Raw genomic sequence first — 19,491 nt, 5'->3', positions numbered from 1 at the left:
GTATAATCTGGAGGGTCGGATGCTCCGTCGTGTTATTTCAACTTTGTTCCTAACAAGTTACGTTTCGGTGGCTATTGCCCAGACGGTGGTGCCGGATCGACACCAGGTCGTCATCCGCGATGTGGATTTCTACGGGGCCGATCTTGACCCTCTGTTCGATACAACGGTCGAAGCCTGTCAACGGGCATGTTTCAGTAATGGCGCGTGCAAGGCCTACACGTTCAATACCCGCTCAAACGCCTGTTTTCCCAAAAGCAGCGTTTCAGATCGGCAACCCTATGACGGCGCGATATCGGCCGAGATGCTGGCGACCGATCCTCACGTTCTGACGAGTGCTGCCACGCGGGTGTCCGAACTTGGATTTCTGTCTGAACCCGATTTGCAGGGGGCCCGGAAGCTTGCGGAAGACATCGGCTGGCGTCATCCGGCAGGCAGCTGGGATGTCGAGGCATTGTTGAAGGCCGCCCGCGAGCGCGAGGCAAAAGGTGATCACCTGAATGCGATGCGTTGGACCGGGGCTGCTGTTTCGCGTGCGGATAGCAGCGATCTTTGGGCGGATTATGCCCGCCTGTCATTGTTGGCAAAATCGCAGAATTCGTCAGACACACGCCGCTTCGAGGTGCAGGCTGTCACCGCGTCGATCAACGCCTATTTGCGCGCGCTTGGCGATCCGGCGCGTGTGTCGGCGCTGGCGCAGATGGCGGATGCATTGGAGCGTAACAAGCGCGGGCGCGACATGATCAGCGCCTTGCGACTGGCGCAGGAAATCCAACCGCGACAGGATTTGGCAAACACCTTGGAAAAAGCCATCGCCAAATATGGCTTTCGCATTACCGAGCATCGCAGCGACAATGAAAGCGCCGCTCCACGCATCTGCGCCGAATTTTCCGAACCGCTGATCAAGGCTGGCACGGATTATACGCCTTATGTCAGGCTGTCTGACCCCGGTTTGGTTGTGCAGGCTGAGGATCGGCAAATCTGTGTCGATGGCGTCCAGCACGGTCAGCGCTATTCAATCACCTTCCGCAAAGGGTTACCCGCGGCCAGCGGCGAGCAGTTGCACAAGGATGTTGACCTCTCGCTCTACGTTCGCGACCGGTCTCCGGCGGTCAATTTCGCGGGTCGTGCCTATGTTCTGCCCAAGGCTGTCGATGCCGCCCTGCCAATCGAGACGGTCAATCTGGACAGTGTCGAGTTATTGTTGCGCCGGGTGAGTGACCGCAATCTGTTGCGGGCGATCCAGGATGATTACTTTGGCCGTCCTCTCAGCGAATATCAGGATCAGGCATTCTCCAATGACGTGGCCGAGGAGGTGTGGACGGGTGTGGGCGAGGTGCAGAACGCCCTGAACCAGACGATGACAACCCGCCTGCCACTGGGTGACGTTCTGGTTGATCAGCCACCGGGCATCTACGCGCTGAGCGCGCGGGTGAAGGGGCGGGAGCTTTACGACGACCCCGGAGCAACGCAATGGTTCGTTCTGACCGATCTGGGCCTGACCACGTTGAAGGGCAACGACGGGTTGCATGTGTTCGTGCGCGGCCTGTCGGATGCAAAGGTCCGCGAAGGGATTGACCTGACATTGTTGTCGCGCGCCAATCGGGAATTGGCGACGTTGAAGACCGATGCGGACGGTCATGCGCTTTTCCCGCCCGGACTGACGCGAGGCACAAGCGGCGCAGCGCCAGCCCTGATACTGGCCCGTATGGGCGACGAAGATCTTGCATTTCTGTCGCTGACCGACCCGGCGTTTGATCTGTCGGATCGCGGCGTCGAGGGCCGCCCTGCGGCCCCGCCGATTGATGTTTTCCTGGCAACGGACCGGGGGGCCTATCGCGCAGGCGAAGTGATCCATGCAACGGCGCTTGCACGTGATGGTCAGACGGTGGCCATTCCCGGCCTGCCGCTGACCGCGATCCTGACCCGTCCTGACGGTGTCGAATATGCGCGCCATGTGTCCCCACAGGATGACGCGGGTGGGCATGTGTTTGACATGCCCGTCGGCGCAACCGCCCCGCGCGGTACCTGGACGATCGAGATCAAGGCCGATGTCGATGCCCCAGCACTGGTCAGCCGTCAGGTGCTGGTCGAGGATTTTCTGCCTGAACGCATAGATTTCGAATTATCGCTGCCCGAAGGACGAATCCGCCCTGGCGACACGCCACCACTTGCTGTCGAGGCGCGTTATCTGTTTGGCGCGCCGGGTGCCGGGCTGAAAGTGGAAGGCACGGCAAGCTTGCGGGCGAAACGACAACTGCCTGATTTCCCCGGCTATCAATTCGGTCGCTATGACGAGATCGCTGGCGCGCAAACCAGCTATCTAGATGGCGGTGCGACTGGCGAAGATGGCCGCGCAGTACTGCCGATGCCGGTCCCTGCGGCCAAGCTTGCTGATCGACCCTACGAAGTCGAAGCGATCATCCGTGTACAAGAAGGATCGGGCCGCCCGGTAGAGCGCCGGTTGACCCAAATGCTGGCGCCGGCTGGGCCACTGATCGGGATCAAACCCGAGTTTGACGGCGTCGTATCCCAAGGCACCGAAGCGGCATTTCAGATCGTCGGAATTGATCGCGAACTGACCTCCGCGCCGATGCAGGTGCGCTGGACATTGAACCGGGTCGAGACTCGCTATCAATGGTATCAGCAATATGGCAACTGGAATTGGGAGCCGATTACAACGCGCAGCCGTGTCGCAACGGCCGAGATTTCGTTGAAGGATGGCCCATTTTCCGTTTCTACCCCCGTTGACTGGGGGCGTTATGAACTGGTTGTCGAACGGCTCGATGGCGCCTATGTGGCTACCTCTGTTGATTTCTACGCGGGCTGGTATGCGCCCGCCGATGCCTCGCAAACACCCGATACGTTGGAGCTGTCGCTGGATAAACCTGACTACCGCAGTGGCGACACCGCGGAGTTGCGGATTGTACCCCGCTATGCCGGGACAGCGATGATCACCGTGATGTCGAACCGGGTGATTGACATGCAGGCGATCGAGGTGGTCGAGGGTGAAAACCTGATCCCATTGACGGTCACGGATGACTGGGGGGCAGGCGCGTATGTAACTGCGCAGGTGATCCGACCGATGCAGGTATCTGCCGGTCAGAACCCTGCCCGTGCTTTGGGTCTGAGCTATGCGAAAATTGATCCCGGCGAGCAGCAATTATCTGTCACGATCGAAGCGCCCGAGAAGGCCAGCCCGCGTGGCCCTCTGGATGTGGTCGTCAAGGTGGAGGGGTTGGACGCCAACAAAGCCGGATATGTCACATTGGCGGCGGTTGATCTGGGTATTCTGAACCTCACTGGTTTCGAAAGCCCGGATCCAAGCGGGCATTACTTTGGCCAGCGCCGTCTGGGCGTCGAAATCCGCGACATTTACGGTCGATTGATCGACGGAATGAACGGGGCGGCAGGGCAGGTGCGCTCTGGCGGCGATGCAGGCAGCCAAATGCAGTTGAAGTCACCGCCGCCCACGGAGAAACTCGTGGCATTTTTTTCGGGACCGGTACGTGTGGGGTCGGACGGGCAGGCCCGCGTGCAATTCGACATCCCGGACTTCAACGGAACCGTGCGGTTGATGGCGATTGCCTGGTCCGACACCGGTGTGGGGCAGGCCGAACGCGATGTGCTGGTCCGCGATCCGGTCGTGGTGACCGCGACGCTACCACGGTTCATGGCCCCCGGAGATACCAGCCAGATGCTGCTGGAGATCGTCCATGCCGACGGCTCCAGTGGCCGCATGGGGCTGGATGTTACGGCGACGGGTGTTGATCTTACTGGCGCTATCCCGTCAGGCGTTGACATCGCAACGGGTAAGAAACTGGTGCTAAGCGTGCCGGTTGCGGCGCGGACCGAGGGTGACCACCAGGTGCAAATTGCCCTGACCACGCCTGACGGCAAACAACTGACCAAATCGCTGACCCTGCCGGTGCGGGCCAATGATCCAGCGATCGCGACAACACGGCGCTTTGCACTGGCGGCGGGTGATACGTTCAAGCTGGACGCTGAAGTTTTCGCCGGGCTGCGCACGGGAACTGGCAGTGCGATCGTGTCGGCGGGACCACTGGCCAAGCTCAACGCACCCGCCTTGCTGACGGCGCTTGATCGCTATCCCTATGGCTGTACCGAACAGGTGACCTCGCAGGCCATGCCGCTGTTGTATTTCGACCAGGTGGCGCAGGCCGTGGGGTTGGGCAATGCCGATCAGATCGAAACGCGTATCGCGCAGGCCGTTGATCGCATTCTGACGCGTCAGTCCAGCAATGGCGCATTCGGATTGTGGCGTGCCGGGTCGGGCGATTTCTGGCTCGACGCCTATGTCGCCGATTTCCTGTCGCGCGCCCGCGCTCAAGGTCACGACGTCCCGGCACAGGCCTTCACGATGGCGATGGATAATCTGCGCAACCGGGTGAACTATGCCCCTGATTTCGACAAGGGCGGTGAGGATATCGCCTATGCCCTTCTGGTCCTCGCGCGCGAGGGAGCGGCCCGGATGGGCGACCTGCGCTACTATGCTGATGTCAAATCCGATGCCTTGGGTACCCCTTTGGCAGTGGCGCAACTGGGCGCGGCCCTGGCGGCCTATGGTGACCAGACCCGCGCGGATCGTCTCTTTGCAAAGGCTGGCAGGATGATTGATGCGCGCACCGGCCCGGAGCCACAGGTATGGCGTGCCGATTATGGTACCAACCGGCGGGACCGCGCCGCCGTTCTTGCGCTTGCGGTTGAGGCAGGTAGCAATGCAGTGGATCAGAAACAACTGAGCAATGCCCTGAGTGCTGACGGCCCGCATATGTCGCCGCAGGAACAGGTCTGGACGCTGCTGGCGGCAAAGGCGCTGATTGACGATCCGGCCACCGCTGGCCTGAAACTGAATGGCACGGCTGTCTCCGGTCCCTTCGTGCAGAGGATCGAGGCAAACGCGCTGACCCCACAGGCCATCCACAATACCTCGACTGCGGCCACCGACATCACCCTGACCACGATCGGCGTTCCCGAAGTACCATTGGATGCGGGGGGCTATGGCTATGCCATTGAACGGCGTTACTACGACATGGACGGGAACGCGGTGACCTTGGAGGGCGTGGCCACGGGCACCCGGCTGGTTGCCGTGTTGAAAGTCTCACCCTTCGAGAACGGCGAGGCCCGCCTGATGGTCAATGATCCACTGCCAGCAGGGCTTGAGATCGACAATCCCAACCTCTTGCGGTCGGGCGACATTCGCGCGCTGGACTGGCTGAACCCGGTAGAAGCACGTCATACCGAATTCCGCTCTGACCGGTTTCTTGCGGCGGTGGACTGGCGCAGCGACAAGGCGTTTCAGCTGGCTTACATCGTGCGGGCCGTCTCACCCGGACAATACCATCACCCGGCGGCTACGGTCGAGGACATGTACCGCCCGAACTATCGCGCCCGTACCGGGTCCGGACAGATGGCAGTGCGCCCGTGACGGGTGATGCACCATGACTGGACAGACCATCGCCACAGCCCATTGGCGGGCATTGGATCGCGATGGTGACGACAAGTGCCGCCTTGCGCGGGTTGACCACGGTTGGTTGTTGGTTGGGCACGCCCGGTTTCGCGACGATGATGGCTTTGCCGCCTTGGATTACGTGGTGCGTTGCGATTTCGAATGGCACACGCTGGGCGCGGACGTGGCAGGGCGACATGGAGAACGCGACATCAGCCTGCGGCTGGAATGCAATGGTGGGCAATGGCTTTTGAACGAAGTGGATCAGCCCCAGGTTTCCGGGGCGAAGGATGTCGACCTGTCTTTTTCGCCGGCCACCAACCTGATGCCACTGCGTCGGGTGATGGCAGCCCCCACATCGGTCCTGAAAACCCGCGCCGCATGGCTGCTCTATCCCGATTGCGATCTGCGGAGGCTTGATCAGACCTATGATGCGGGTAGCTCGGTTGAACTGGTGTCATACACCGCGACCCAAACGGGATATGCCACGCAGCTTTGCGTCGATCATTCCGGTTTCGTGACGCTTTATCCCGGCATGTGGGAGGGTGAGGTGACGCATGAGACGACCTGACCGACTGATCTTCGCGCTGGCGATGGCCCTGCTGATGCTGGGCACCGCGCGGGATGCGATGGACCGGTGGGTCGACGCCACCGACCTACCGCCACTGATCAGCGAAACCTCGGTCGAAATCCGCGATCGCAACGGCCAGATGCTGCGCGTCTATACCGTGGCCGACGGGCGCTGGCGGCTGGCATCAGGGCCGGGCCAGACAGACGCGGCGTATCTGGACATGCTGATCGCCTATGAAGATAAGCGCTTTTATCAACATGCTGGCGTGGATTTTTGGGCCTTGCTACGGGCGGGTGCGCAGGCGCTTTGGAACGGGCAGATCGTTTCGGGTGGCTCAACCCTCACGATGCAGGTGGCCCGGTTGCTGGAGGATAGCGGTACCGGGCGCTGGCACGGAAAACTGCGCCAGATACGCGTGGCCCTGGCACTTGAAAAACGGTTGAACAAAGAGCAGATTCTGGCGCTTTATCTGACGCGCGCACCTTTCGGGGGCAATCTTGAGGGGGTGCGGGCGGCCTCGCTGGCGTGGTTTGGCAAAGAACCCGTGCGCCTGACGCCCGCCCAATCGGCGCTGCTGGTGGCGCTGCCGCAATCGCCCGAAGCCCGCCGCCCGGACCGTGATCGTGACGCCGCCTGGATGGCACGTGACCGCGTGCTGGCGCGAATGAAGGCGCAGATGGTGATCAGCGATGAGGCCGAGACCGCTGCCTTGTCCGAACCTGTTCCTGCGCGTCGACGCCCGTTCCCGGCGCTCGCGCCGCATCTCAGTGATCGCGAATTGGCGCGTGATCCTTTTGCAGGGCAGCATCGTCTGACTCTGGACCGTGACTTGCAGCAAACCATTGAAAGGTTGGTAAAATCCACTTTGCGGGGATTGCCCGGGGACTTGTCTGCCGCCGTCGTGATCGCGGATCACCGGAACGGAGAGGTGCTGGCCTCGGTCGGATCAGGTGGGTATGCCGCCTCCGATACGCGTCAGGGATTTGTCGACATGACCCGTGCGCTGCGGTCGCCAGGGTCAACCTTGAAACCGCTCGTCTATGGGATGGCGTTTGATCGGGGTCTTGCCCACCCGCAAACACTGATTGACGACCGCCCTGTAGCCTTTGGCAGCTATGCACCACAGAACTTTGATGGCAGGTTTCGCGGTGAACTGCCCGTGGCCGAGGCTTTGCGGCAATCGCTGAACATTCCCGCCATCCTGCTGGTGGACGAAATCGGCCCGGCGCAACTGATGAATGCGCTCAAACAGGCCGGTATTCAGGCGCGCCTGCCTGGCGAGCAGGCAGGTATGGCTGTAGCCCTTGGCGGCGTCGGGATAACGCTGACCGATCTTGTCCAGCTTTATGCGATGCTGGCCAATAGTGGCGGGTCTGTGCCCCTGCATTGGCAGATGACAGGGCCGCCGGATACCCCAAAGCAACAGGTAATCAGTCGCGCAGCGGCGTGGCAGGTGGGTAATATCCTTGGCTCACTCGCGCCGCCACCCGGCGCGCCGCCCGGACGGTTGGCCTATAAGACCGGCACGTCATATGGGCATCGTGATGCCTGGGCCGTCGGGTTTGACGGGGCGCATGTGGCAGGTGTTTGGATCGGGCGCCCCGATGGCACGCCGGTGCCGGGCGCTTTTGGTGGCGAACTGGCGGCACCGGTACTGTTCGAGGCGTTCCAGCGGCTGAAAGCGAAATCCGATCCGCTGCCGCCGCCACCGCCGGAAACACTGATCGTGTCGACCGCTGAATTGCCACGCCCCTTGCAACGGTTTGCCGGGCGCGATGCCGTGTTTGAGGCCGCAGCCGATGCGCCCAAGCTGGTTTTCCCGCCTGACGGTGCACGGCTGGCGATCGACGGGCCGGTTCCGGTCAAAATCCGCGATGGCATTCCGCCGTTTACCTGGTTGGCAAATGGATTCCCGGTTCTGACGGGTGACTATGGGCGCGAGGCGTTCCTACCGGGGATTTCCAGAGGGTTTTCAAAGCTTTCGGTGATTGATGCAGCGGGTCGATCCGCGCGCGTGACGGTGCGGATCGACTAGTATTTTGCGATTGCCCTACAGCCGCTCGATAGCCAGGGCGATGCCTTGTCCGCCACCAATGCACATGGTGATCAACGCTTTTGATCCACCGATACGCTCCAACTCATAAAGCGCCTTGACCGTCAGGATTGCGCCCGTTGCCCCCACCGGATGGCCAAGCGCGATGGCACCCCCGTTCGGGTTGACCTTGGCCGCATCCAGCCCCAACCCCTTGTTGACGGCCAAGGCCTGCGCGGCGAAGGCTTCGTTCGATTCGATCACGTCGAAGTCCGACACGGAAAGACCCGTGCGGGCCATCAGGTTTTCCACTGCGGGCACCGGGCCGATGCCCATCACCTCGGGGCGGACGCCGGCATGGGCGTAGCCCAGAATGCGCGCCTTGGGCTTCAGGCCTGCAGCCTCAGCGGCGTCGGCCCGGGCCATCACCACGGCAGCGGCGCCATCGTTAATTCCGCTTGCATTTCCGGCGGTTACAGAACCGTCCTTCTGAAATACCGCGCGTAGACCGGCGAGGGATTCCATGGTTGTCGGTTTGGGGTGTTCGTCGGTGTCAAAGGCGACCATTTCACGCCGCACCTTTACCTCGACCGGGACGATCTGGGATTTGAAATGGCTTGCTTCGATCGCTGCTGCCGCGCGGGTCTGGCTTTCGACAGCGAAGGCGTCCTGATCTTCGCGGCTGATGTCATGCTCGGCCGCGACATTCTCGGCCGTCACACCCATATGGCCGGTGCCAAAAGGACAGTTGAGCGCACCCAGCATCATATCAAGCGTCCGCACGTCGCCCATCTTTGCGCCCCACCGCTGATCGGGCACGATGAAGGGAGAGCGGCTCATGCTTTCAGCGCCCCCGGCCAGGGCAAAATCCGCATCCCCCAGCATCAGGTTTTGTATCGCGGAAACAACAGCTTGCGCGCCTGATCCACACAGGCGGTTCACGTTCATCGCGGGCGCCGCATCGGGAATGCCCGCATCCATCGCCGCCACGCGTGACAGATACATATCGCGGGGTTCGGTATTGATTACATGGCCAAAAACCACGTGCCCCACCTGAGCGCCCTCAACGCCGGAGCGCGCCAGCGCCTCGCGCGCGACGGTCGCGCCCAGCTGGGTGGGAGGCACCCCGGCAAGCGAGCCGCCGAAGGTTCCGATTGCAGTACGGGCGCCATCGAGAAGAACGATATCGGTCATGGGAAATCTCCTGTGTTTATGAGTCGTCCGAAACTAGCGGAAACCACCAGGGCATCACAATGTGATGTTACGTCACGCGTCCCGCTGAAACGTACAAAGCGTACGGATCGTACATGCGTTCCGTACGTAAATCGGGGTGTTTGCCGATAGGGGCGTACGGGTCGTACGTTTTGCACCGGCCTGACGGGCCTATCCGGCGATAAGTGGCTCGCGCCCGGTCTCGGTCAGAAGCCAGCAATCGCGCCCTTCAAAAACCGCCGGCCACAGGGCACGGCCCCAGCCCGCACCGCCATCCAGATCAATCCGGTTGCCGAAATGGGTGGGGAAATCCACCGGCGTGTGGCCGTGCACAATCAGCCAGGGATGCGGTTTCCTGTATTTGTGAAACTCGTTTCGTATCCACATCAGATCGTCGCCATCCTGTTGATCAAGCGGCAGCCCCGGTTTGATCCCGGCATGCAGAAACAGCACCTCTCCGGCGAGGTGATAAAGCGGCAGACCAGCCAGCCAGTCCCGATGCGACGACGGCACGGCGCGCAGGGCCTCAGGATGCCGGGGTGTATCGGCAGAAGCGGTCACACCGTAGGAGGCCAGGGTTTCGACCCCGCCCAGCCGATGATGCTGCCAACTGTAACCGGGCTTGCTGAGCCTTGGGCTGTCGATTGTCCCCTGATCGAGAAAATCCAGAAACATCTGATCGTGATTGCCCCTGAGCGTGATCCAGTCCCGGCCTGCGGCCTGACCGGCGATCAGCGTTTCGATCACACCGCGGCTGTCGGGACCGCGATCCACGTAATCGCCCAGAAAGACCACCTTGGCGTCCGCGCCGCCATCGGTCTCGATCCGGGCAAGCGCCTCATCAAGCAGGGCCAACTGGCCGTGAATATCGGGGATGACGTAAATTGGTCGGGTCATGTGGACAAAAAGCCGTGGCGGCGGTCAAATGTCCACCGGAAAAGATTAGGGACCGCGGGGGTGGGCGGGATAATCTGGCTTTGGCTTTGTATCATGGGCGCGGATGCGACCCACATAGGCGATGTGAGGGAGGTAGGATTGAAGATAGAGCGCCTCTTGCCCGATCAATGGCAGCGGTACCGCAAGATCCGTCTGTCGGGGCTGGCCGATGCGCCTGATGCGTTTGGCAGCACGCTGGCCGCAGAAACCAGACTGAACCCTGCCGATTGGCAGCAGCGGCTGTCAGACCGGTCGGCAACCTTTGTGGCGATGGCGCAGGGGGGCGATATTGGTGTCGTCTCGGGTGCCCCGTGGCAAGGCCGGGCCGGTGTGGCGGGCCTTTTCGGAATGTGGACAGCGCCCGAGGCACGCGGCCGGGGCATTGGCGCTGCTCTGGTCCGGTCGGTCATCGACTGGGCGCGGGATACCGGTTTCGACAGGTTGGTGCTGGATGTCGCCGATCAGAACGTTGCGGGCATCGCGCTTTATCGGGGCGCGGGGTTCAGATCAACGGGCGCAACCGGGGCCTTGCCACCGCCGCGCGACCACATCACCGAGCATGAGCGGGAATTGCGACTTTAGCCGTTGCCGGTTCAGGACGTGCCGGGCAGATGGCATTTTTTTCGGTGATGCGATGATGGGGTTTCGTCTGATCATGGTGGTCAGGGGATCGCTCTGATCGCGGCCCCGCATTCGCGCCGGGGGCTGTCATATGCTAGAAGCCGTTCATGGAAAATGCGACGACATTCGGTCTGAACGCCAAGGCTTACCATTCATCGCGGCCCACATATCCCGATGCGATGTTTCAATGGATCGCCGGTGAAGCCACCCGGCATGATTTGGCGTGGGATGTGGGAACCGGCTCCGGTCAGGCCGCCCTAAAGCTTTCGGATCACTTTGCACGCATTCACGCCACGGATATTGACCCCGAGCAAATACGCCAGGCCCCCAAGCATTCAAAAATCACCTATGCGCAAGGGGCGGCCCATGTATCGGGCCTGCCGTCGCATTCCGTCGACGCGATCACGGTGGCGACGGCGCTGCATTGGTTCGATCATGTGCCGTTTTGGGAAGAGGTCCACCGTGTTGCACGAAAGGACGCGATTTTTTGCGCCTGGACGTATCACGGCGCGGAAACCGAAACGGATGTGCAAGATCGTCTTGTTGATCCGGTGATCAAAATTCTTGAACCCTATTGGTCCGAGGGCAACCGGCTGAGTTGGCGGGGGTATTCGAGAGAAGAACTTCAGATGCCGTTTGACCCCGTGGCAGTGCCAGGTTTCGTATGCAGTTTGCACTGGACTGCCCCGCAAATTGCCGGGTTTGTCCGATCTTGGTCGGCTTATCGCAAGGCGCAACTGGACGGTCATTCGGAGATTCTAGCGGCTGTTGAGAAAGAGGCGCTTGCCAGCCTGGGGGATGAGCGGCGGCGTTTTATCTTGCCCCTGCATTTCATAGCGGCCCGAATTCGATAATTGACAGTGTGGTGCGAACAAATGGGCAGGCATATAAAAAGGGCCGGCGCATTATGCACCGGCCCCTTGATGTTTTTGTTACCGAAGATCAGGCGTATTTCTTGATCTCGCCTGATTTCAGACGGCTCATGTAGCTTTCCAGCTCGGCCTTGACGATCGGCATCAGGAAGTAGAGGCCGAAGATGTTCACAACCGCCATCGCAAAGATCGCCGCATCCGAGAAGTCGATGACCGGGCCAAGATTGGCAGCGGCACCGATGACCACGAAGACGCAGAAGATGATCTTGAACACCAGCTCTTTGGTGTGACCCTCGCCGAACAGGTAGGTCCAGGCCTTGAGGCCGTAGTAGGACCAGCTGATCATGGTCGAGAAGGCAAACAGGATCACCGCGATCGCCAGGACGTATTTGAACCATCCGAAGGCCGAGGAGAAGGCCGCCGATGTCAACGCCACGCCCTTGTTGCCGTCAATGGTCTGAATGGTCGCGCCACCCTCATCCAGCAGGTAGAGGCCGGTATTCGGGTCCTGGATCAATTGACCGGTGATGATGATCACCAGCGCTGTCATGGTGCAGATCACGACCGTGTCGATGAACGGCTCCAGCAGTGAAACGAACCCTTCGGTGATCGGCTCTTTGGTGCGCACCGCCGAGTGGGCGATCGCGGCAGAACCAACGCCCGCCTCGTTCGAGAAGGCGGCCCGTTTGAAGCCCTGGATCAGCGCGCCGACCATACCACCGGCAACACCAGCACCGGTGAAGGCACCGTTGAAGATCTGACCGAAGGCCCAGCCGATCTTGTCCGCGTTCATCAGCAGGATGACCAGCGCGGCGAGCACATACATCACGCCCATGAAAGGCACGACCTTTTCCGTCACTTTGGCGATGGATTTCAGGCCGCCAACGATGACTGCAAAGACGACACAGGCAAAGACGATCCCGGTAATCCAGCCTGGGTAGTCGCCAACAACGCCCGAGATCTGTGCATGCGCCTGGTTGGCCTGGAACATGTTGCCGCCGCCAAAGGCGCCGAGGATACAGAAGATCGAGAACATCACCGCCAGGATCTTGCCCCCGGGCACGCCGCGTTCAGCAAAGCCCTTGGTCAGGTAATACATCGGACCACCCGAAACGGTGCCGTCCTCGTATTCGTTGCGGTATTTCACGCCCAGCGTACATTCGGTGAATTTCGAGGCCATGCCCATCAGGCCGGCCAGGATCATCCAGAAGGTAGCACCCGGGCCACCAATGCCCACGGCCACCGCCACGCCGGCGATGTTACCCAGGCCCACTGTGCCCGAAAGCGCCGTGGCAAGAGCCTGGAAATGGCTGACCTCACCGGCATCGTTCGGGTCGGAATAATCGCCTTTGACCAACGAGATCGAATGCGCGAAGGCGCGGAACTGGATGAATCCGAAATAGATCGTGAACACGGTGGCGGCGACCACCAGCCACATCACGATCCAGGGGAAGGTTGTGCCCGGAAACGGGCTGAAGATGAAGTTGACGAACCAGCCGGTCGAATTGGCGAACATCTCGTTCACCTTCTCGTCGAGCGTCTGGGCCATCGCCGGGGCGCTGGTCATTGCCAGCCCGGCCGCGGCGCTTGCCGTATAGGTTAGATTGCGAAACATATGACTATCCCTGAGTTTCTTATTGTTTATGGCACGATGGTGCAGGGCACCGGTGCGGCCTGTGCCAGCGTGCTGGCGACCGAGCCGAAGACCCGTGAACCGAGGCTGGTTTCACCGTCGCGTCCGATCACGATCTGACTGGCGTCGCTTTCCTTGCAAATATTTGCCAATGTATTGGCGATATGGCCGTATTTGATGGACGTTTCGACCGCCACGCCGCTGTCGGCAAGCCGGGCGACGGTTGGGTCCATCAGCGCTTCTTTCGCCCGCGCCAATTCCTCGTTGCGGCGCTTGTGCCGTTCTTCCAGTTCGGTCGGGGTCAAAAAGGAATAGGCTGACCATTCCAGAACATGGGCGATCATCACGCTGCCACCCTGACTTTTAGCTCGTTCAACAGCGAAATCCAGCGCCCGATTGGACGCTTCACTGCCGTCATAGCCGACGACGATTTTTCCGGACATTAAATCCTCCCGTTTTGTCATTGCGCCGTGTCTGGCGCCATTTGACAATACCACAGGTTGCGCCACAAAAAACCTTGAAGCGTGTTGTCTTATGGGAAATTTTTGGAAATACTTGCGTAATAAAGGATAGAGTTAGGAAATTTTACAATGGATCGACTAGACTACCGCATTCTTTCCATACTTCAAAAAGATGGCCAGATCCCGATGAATCGCCTTTCGGAAAAGGTGGGTTTGTCGCTGTCCGCCTGTCACCGGCGCGTCAAAATACTGGAATCCAACGGCACAATTCTGAACTATGCGGCCATTGTCGATCGCAAGACGGTCGGGCTGGAAATGCAGGTTTTCATCGAGGTGAAACTGTCGTCGCATTACAACCGCGATCAGGAGCCGTTCGAAGAGAAGATCAGGGCGATGCCCGACGTGCTGGAATGCCATCGGATCTCCGGCGAATTCGACTATCTGATGCGGGTCGCGGCAAGTAACCCCTCGGATTACGAGGATTTTTACCGCAACCGCTTATCTGAAATCCCCTCGGTCGCGCAGGTCAAAACCCTTCTCAGCCTGTCGACGCTGAAGGAGTTCAAGGGCTACAACCTTGATGCGATGGTGGAATAGCGCGGGATGCCGTGATCTTGGGTGATCTTTTCTGGCCCTGACACGTGGGTTGGCAGCCGCTTACCAGTGTCAATTTTGCGGCGCGTATCCGGGCCTCTGCCGGTCGGCTTGAGGCCCGGATTCATCGCTAGCCGGCAAGCGGGGCGTTGTTGATCGCGCTGACATCTTCCATCACGTCGAATATGTGGTCGGCGGTCACCGTGATCCCGATCGCTTCGAGGCGCTTCACGTGCATCGCCTTATAGACCTCAAGATATTCGCGATTCCGAAACAGATAGGTGGACCCGTAGTGGTTGGTGCCTTCTTCGACGGTCCAGATTTTCCAGATGATGCCGGGCTCCTGGGCAATGCTCTCGGCAAGCTCTCTGGTGCCTGCCAGAAACGCGTCAGTGATCGGACCATCATAGGTCATGTGCAGGTCCCAGATTTTTAGCGTGCTCATGGTTTGGTTTTCCTCGATGTGGTGGTTGCGGTGACTTGCGTGCAATCAGCGGTTCTTGCCAAGCTGCACAAAGCTCAGGGCGGCAAGCAGCGCAAAGAAGATTGGATCGGACCAGCCGAACCCGGTGAATATTCCGGTCAAACAGGCATAAAGCGTGATGATGACGCCAAGCAGATTGGTCCACATCAGGCCAGCCAAGATTTTCCGGGCGGTGTCGTTGCCGTTGCCAGCATCGCGAAACAGAAAACTGATGATCCCGATGCCACCAAGGAAGATCGCGTTATGTTGGGACAGGAACACCGCATACTGATCGTTCAGTTGCAGGCCGTAATTCGGCCAAAGAATGGCCGGGGCAAAGAAAAGCGCGAGGGCGAAGAAAATATAGATTACGCCATGTGCTGTCAGGAAAGTTCTGTTTGTCATGTTCGGCCTTTCTGTGGTTGCGGCAGCTTTTTACGGAGCCGGTTGAGCATCTTGATCGTCTCACGTTTATCGTGCGCGCTGAGACCCGAGAAAATCTGGTCCAAGGCGCGATTATGTGTTGGCAGGAACTCGGCCACTTTTTGATGTCCGGCAGGGGTCAGACGCAAAACCCGCGCCCGTCTGTCGGTTTCATCAATCGTTTTCTCGACCAAGCCGGTCTGGATCAGGTTCTTGACCACAACATCTAGGTTGCCGGAGGTCGAGAGCGTCAGTCGCATCAGATCATTGATCGACAACGCTTGCTTGTTGCTAAGCGTTTCCAGCACGTCCCATTGAGACGCCGTGAGGCCTGCGGATCGAAACACCGGCCCCATTGCGCGCAGGAAAAGTTGCTGGCTGCGCAGCAGGGCCAGCACCAGGGTTTGGTTTTCTCGGTTCTGATTCTCATGTTTCATGACGGTCAATTATCCCTAGTTAGGGATAATTACAAGATGGGGCGAAAGTTTTTTCGTCACTCAGGGCATTTGCCGACCGGTCAACGCCCGTCTGCCCGGGGCATACGATCCATATTCTTATGTGCAAAATCTTCCGCGTCAGACCTTTCCCCAGCCGCCGCCGCCCGGCGTTTCCATGCCAAAGGCCGCGCCGGCAGGCAGGTCAATCTCGCCATTGCCGGGCATCTCGCGGACTTCTCCATCCGGTAGTTCGGCCCAATTGCGCCCGACCATACCCGGCGCGCCGCCATCGCCGCCAAAGGGCGGGATGATCCGGTGATTGCTGAGCGTCGTGACGGTAACCGGCGCCAGGAACCTGAGCCGCCGGACCAGCCCGTGACCGCCGCGCCATTGGCCCGCGCCGCCCGATCCGGGGCGCACGGTGAAATCCTCCAGCCGGACCGGAAAGCGTTTCTCCAGCACTTCGGGATCGGTCATCCGGGTGTTGGTCATGTGGCTCTGCACCGCGTCGCAGCCCTGAAATCCGGGGCCCGCGCCGGTGCCCCCGGCGATGGTCTCGTAATTCTGGAAATCGTCATTACCCCAGACGAAATTATTCATCGTCGCCTGGCTTCCGGCGATCACACCGAGTGCGCCGTAAAGCGCGTTGCAGGTGGCCTGGCTGACCTCGGTATTGCCCGAAATGACCGCCGCCGGGTAAACCGGGTTCAGCATCGACCCATCCGGCACGATCACTTTCAGCGGCGTGAGACAGCCCTGGTTCAGCGGGATATCCGCGCCGACCATGGTGCGGAACACATAGAGCACCACCGCATAGGCGATGGATTTCGGCGCGTTGTAATTGCCCGCATGCTGGTTGGACGTGCCGGTGAAATCAATCACCGCCTCGCGCGCGGCACGGTCCACGGTCACTTTGACCTCGATCACCGCGCCGTGGTCCATCGGGTAGGTGAACTGCCCGTCGCGCAGCCGGTCGATGACCCGGCGCACGCTTTCTTCGGCATTGTCCTGAACATGGCCCATATAGGCGGTCACCACGTCGATCCCGTAATTGTCGACGACTTTCAGCAATTCCTGCCGGCCGGTCTCGTTCGCCGCCACCTGCGCCTTCAGGTCTGCCATGTTCTGGCTGATGTTGCGACAGGGGTATTTGCAGGTTCCCAGAAGCGCCTCGGCCTCGGTCTCCAGAAGCGTGCCGCGATCGACCAGCTTGACGTTGTCAATCAGCACGCCCTCGTCGTCGATATGGCTGCTGTCGGGCGGGGCGCTGCCCGGGGTGCGCCCGCCAATGTCGGCGTGATGCCCGCGCGAGCCCAGCCAGAAGGCGGCTTTGCCCTCCACGAAAACCGGGGTGATGACGGTGACATCGGGCAGATGGGTGCCGCCATTGTAGGGCGAATTCAGCATATAGGCGTCGCCGGGGGCTGCGTCCGGGTTGAGCCGCATGATGGTTTTGACCGCATCCGACATCGAGCCCAGATGCACTGGCACATGCGGCGCGTTGGCCACCAGATCGCCCTGATCGTCAAAGATCGCGCAGGAAAAATCGTAGCGTTCCTTGATGTTCACCGACCACGAGGTATTGGCCAGCGTCGCGCCCATCTGGTCGGCCACGGACATGAAAAGGTTGTTGAACACCTCCAGCAGCACCGGATCGGCCTGCGTGCCCGCCGCCCGGTCGCGTGCCTTGGCGGTCACGCGCTCCAGGATCAGGTTGCCCATCGTGTCCACATGCGCGGCCCAGCCCGGCTCGATCACGTTGGTGCCGGTAGGTTCGGTGATGACCGCCGGGCCACTGACGCGCGCCGCCGGGCCTAGCCTGTCGCGGTCATAAAGCGGTACGTCCTGCCAGGCGCCATCGGCATGCATCGCGATATGCGCCACCGGCTGGCCATCGCCATGGGGCAGGGCGGGGCTGGGCGCCTGACCGGTCTGGCCGATCGCCTCGACGCTCAGCATGTCGAAAAGGATCGCGCGTTCGGGCGAATAAAACCCGAAGCGCTGCTTATGCGCGGCCTCGAAATCCGCCTGCATCCGGTCGGGCGCGCCAAACGGCACATCAAGCGGCTGGTGTGACCCGTCATAGCGCAGATGTGCCCGACGCAGGATGGTGATGTCGTCAATGCCTTGCCCGGCCACCTCGGCGTGCGCCTCGTCACCGATCCGCGCCAGCGCCGCCGCGGCCTGATCCACCGCCGCCAGCGGCGCATCCATCTGCACCTCGCGCAGCGCCCGGATTTCGGCCAGGCCCATGCCGTAGGCGCTCAGAACCCCGGCATGCGGATGGATCAGCACCCGTGTCATGCCAAGCGCGTCGGCCACCAGGCAGGCATGCTGCCCGCCCGCGCCACCGAAACATTGCAGCGTATAACCGGTCACATCATGGCCGCGCTGGACACTGATCTTCTTTATCGCGTTGGCCATGTTGTCGACGGCGATGCGCAGGAACCCCTCGGCCATATCCTCGGGGGAGCGTTCGTCTTCGCCGGTTTCCGCCGCCACGTCGCGCGCCAACGCCGCGAATTTCTCGCGCACCACGTCCGCATCCAGCGGCTGATCGCCCTCGGGCCCGAAAACATGCGGAAAGTGATCGGGGTTGAGCTTGCCCAGCATGACGTTGCAATCGGTCACCGCCAGCGGCCCGCCGCGGCGATAGCAGGCCGGGCCGGGATCGGCACCGGCACTTTCGGGGCCCACCTGAAACCGGCCATCCTCGAACTTGCAGATGCTGCCGCCGCCCGCCGCCACGGTATGAATATCCATCATCGGCGCGCGCATCCGCACGCCCGCCACCTCGGTCTCGAAACTGCGTTCGAAATCACCCGCATAGTGGCTGACATCGGTGCTGGTCCCGCCCATGTCAAAGCCGATCAGACGCGCATGCCCCGCGGCCTCGCCGGTCTTGACCATACCGACAATCCCCCCGGCCGGGCCGGACAGGATCGCATCCTTGCCCTGAAACAGCTGCGCATCGGTCAGCCCGCCTGAGCTTTGCATGAACAAAAGCGCATCGCAGGCGCGCCCCATATCCAGCGCGCCGGCCACCTGATCCACATAGCGCCGCAGGATCGGCGACAGGTAGGCATCGACCACGGTCGTATCGCCGCGCCCGACCAGCTTTGCCAGGCGCGACACCTGGTGGCTGGCGGTGATCTGGGTAAAGCCGATTTCGGCCGCCATCTCGGCCACGCGGCGTTCGTGATCGGGGTTCATGTAGGCGTGCAGCCCGGCAATGGCCACGGCGCGAATGCCCTTGTCGAACCCCGCCTGCAGCGTGGCGCGCGCGGCATCTTCGTCCAGCGGCTGCACCAGAGCGCCCTCGGCATCCAGCCGTTCGTCGATTTCGGCCACGTCCTCATAAAGCAGATCGGGCCGCTTGATTTCCAGGTCGAAAAGCCGTGGCCGGGTCTGATAGCCGATCAACAGCAGATCGCGAAACCCCTTGGTGATCAGCAACAAAACCCGCTCGCCCTTGCGCTCCAGCAACGCGTTGGTGGCCACGGTCGTGCCCATCTTGACCGCGCGGATCGACGCATCGGGGAAAGTGCCGTCAACCCCCATCACCTCGCGAATGCCCTGCACCGCAGCATCGGCGTAGCGTTCGGGGTTTTCGGACAGAAGCTTGTGCGTATGCACGTCGCCGCTCGGATCAAGGGCCACGATATCGGTGAATGTTCCGCCCCGGTCGATCCAGAATTCCCATTGCCCGCTCATCGCCGTCCCCCTTGAATACGTCCCGCCACGTTTGGCGCCGGATGCACGAATGTCA

The 19,491-nt window shown here is 61.0% G+C and carries 14 protein-coding genes; 6 read left to right on the top strand and 8 right to left on the bottom strand.

Annotation, left to right across the window (positions count from 1 at the left end; all coding sequences use genetic code 11):
* Positions 1-19: 19 nt before the first annotated feature.
* From Q1B27_RS06410 to pbpC, 3 genes are read left to right on the top strand one after another with little or no spacing between them, the layout of a single operon-like run.
* Entirely contained in the window at positions 20-5,446 is a 5,427-nt protein-coding gene (locus tag Q1B27_RS06410) for an alpha-2-macroglobulin family protein (RefSeq protein WP_299845396.1), read from the top strand.
* Between the two features lie 13 nt (positions 5,447-5,459).
* Positions 5,460-6,038 (top strand): putative glycolipid-binding domain-containing protein, encoded by a 579-nt coding sequence (locus Q1B27_RS06405; protein ID WP_299845393.1) that lies wholly within the window; start codon positions 5,460-5,462, stop codon positions 6,036-6,038.
* Positions 6,025-8,073: a penicillin-binding protein 1C gene (pbpC, locus tag Q1B27_RS06400; protein ID WP_299845390.1), complete on the top strand. Its 2,049-nt coding sequence runs from the start codon at positions 6,025-6,027 to the stop codon at positions 8,071-8,073. Before Q1B27_RS06405 ends, pbpC begins: the two co-directional genes overlap by 14 nt.
* A gap of 15 nt (positions 8,074-8,088) precedes the next feature.
* Here pbpC and Q1B27_RS06395 read toward each other — a convergent pair whose 3' ends face one another.
* Positions 8,089-9,264 carry an acetyl-CoA C-acyltransferase family protein gene (locus tag Q1B27_RS06395; RefSeq protein WP_299845387.1) on the bottom strand — a complete coding sequence of 392 codons (1,176 nt, stop codon included), beginning with the start codon at positions 9,262-9,264 and terminating at the stop codon, positions 8,089-8,091.
* A gap of 189 nt (positions 9,265-9,453) precedes the next feature.
* Entirely contained in the window at positions 9,454-10,179 is a 726-nt protein-coding gene (locus tag Q1B27_RS06390; protein WP_299845384.1) for a metallophosphoesterase family protein, read from the bottom strand.
* Positions 10,180-10,317: 138 nt separating this feature from the next.
* On the opposite strand from Q1B27_RS06390, the gene Q1B27_RS06385 reads away from it, so the two are divergent.
* The gene (locus Q1B27_RS06385) at positions 10,318-10,800 is read left to right on the top strand and encodes a GNAT family N-acetyltransferase (protein ID WP_299845381.1); all 483 of its coding nucleotides are present in this window, start codon (positions 10,318-10,320) and stop codon (positions 10,798-10,800) included.
* 146 nt (positions 10,801-10,946) lie between these two features.
* Positions 10,947-11,693, top strand: coding sequence for a class I SAM-dependent methyltransferase (locus tag Q1B27_RS06380; RefSeq protein WP_299845378.1), 747 nt, complete (start codon positions 10,947-10,949; stop codon positions 11,691-11,693).
* 88 nt (positions 11,694-11,781) lie between these two features.
* On the opposite strand, the gene Q1B27_RS06375 is transcribed toward Q1B27_RS06380, so the two are convergent.
* Positions 11,782-13,326 carry a sodium:alanine symporter family protein gene (locus Q1B27_RS06375; RefSeq protein ID WP_299845375.1) on the bottom strand — a complete coding sequence of 515 codons (1,545 nt, stop codon included), beginning with the start codon at positions 13,324-13,326 and terminating at the stop codon, positions 11,782-11,784.
* Positions 13,327-13,352: 26 nt separating this feature from the next.
* Entirely contained in the window at positions 13,353-13,787 is a 435-nt protein-coding gene (locus Q1B27_RS06370) for a universal stress protein (protein ID WP_299845372.1), read from the bottom strand.
* 147 nt (positions 13,788-13,934) lie between these two features.
* On the opposite strand from Q1B27_RS06370, the gene Q1B27_RS06365 reads away from it, so the two are divergent.
* Positions 13,935-14,402: an Lrp/AsnC family transcriptional regulator gene (locus Q1B27_RS06365; RefSeq protein WP_299845369.1), complete on the top strand. Its 468-nt coding sequence runs from the start codon at positions 13,935-13,937 to the stop codon at positions 14,400-14,402.
* A gap of 127 nt (positions 14,403-14,529) precedes the next feature.
* Here Q1B27_RS06365 and Q1B27_RS06360 read toward each other — a convergent pair whose 3' ends face one another.
* The 4 genes from Q1B27_RS06360 to Q1B27_RS06345 all read right to left on the bottom strand — a co-directional run bounded on the left by Q1B27_RS06360 (position 14,530) and on the right by Q1B27_RS06345 (position 19,436).
* Positions 14,530-14,844, bottom strand: coding sequence for a monooxygenase (locus Q1B27_RS06360; protein ID WP_299845367.1), 315 nt, complete (start codon positions 14,842-14,844; stop codon positions 14,530-14,532).
* Positions 14,845-14,889: 45 nt separating this feature from the next.
* Positions 14,890-15,267 carry a hypothetical protein gene (locus Q1B27_RS06355; RefSeq protein WP_299845365.1) on the bottom strand — a complete coding sequence of 126 codons (378 nt, stop codon included), beginning with the start codon at positions 15,265-15,267 and terminating at the stop codon, positions 14,890-14,892.
* Positions 15,264-15,722, bottom strand: coding sequence for a MarR family transcriptional regulator (locus Q1B27_RS06350; RefSeq protein ID WP_299845361.1), 459 nt, complete (start codon positions 15,720-15,722; stop codon positions 15,264-15,266). Before Q1B27_RS06350 ends, Q1B27_RS06355 begins: the two co-directional genes overlap by 4 nt.
* A 138-nt stretch (positions 15,723-15,860) precedes the next feature.
* Positions 15,861-19,436, bottom strand: a complete 3,576-nt coding sequence (locus Q1B27_RS06345; RefSeq protein WP_299845358.1) for a hydantoinase B/oxoprolinase family protein — start codon at positions 19,434-19,436, stop codon at positions 15,861-15,863.
* Between the last annotated feature and the right edge of the window lie 55 nt (positions 19,437-19,491).

This window comes from uncultured Roseovarius sp., assembly GCF_947489715.1.
GTDB lineage: Bacteria > Pseudomonadota > Alphaproteobacteria > Rhodobacterales > Rhodobacteraceae > Roseovarius.
Note: the sequence above shows the minus strand (reverse complement) of the source record. Positions and strands in the feature narration are given on the sequence as shown.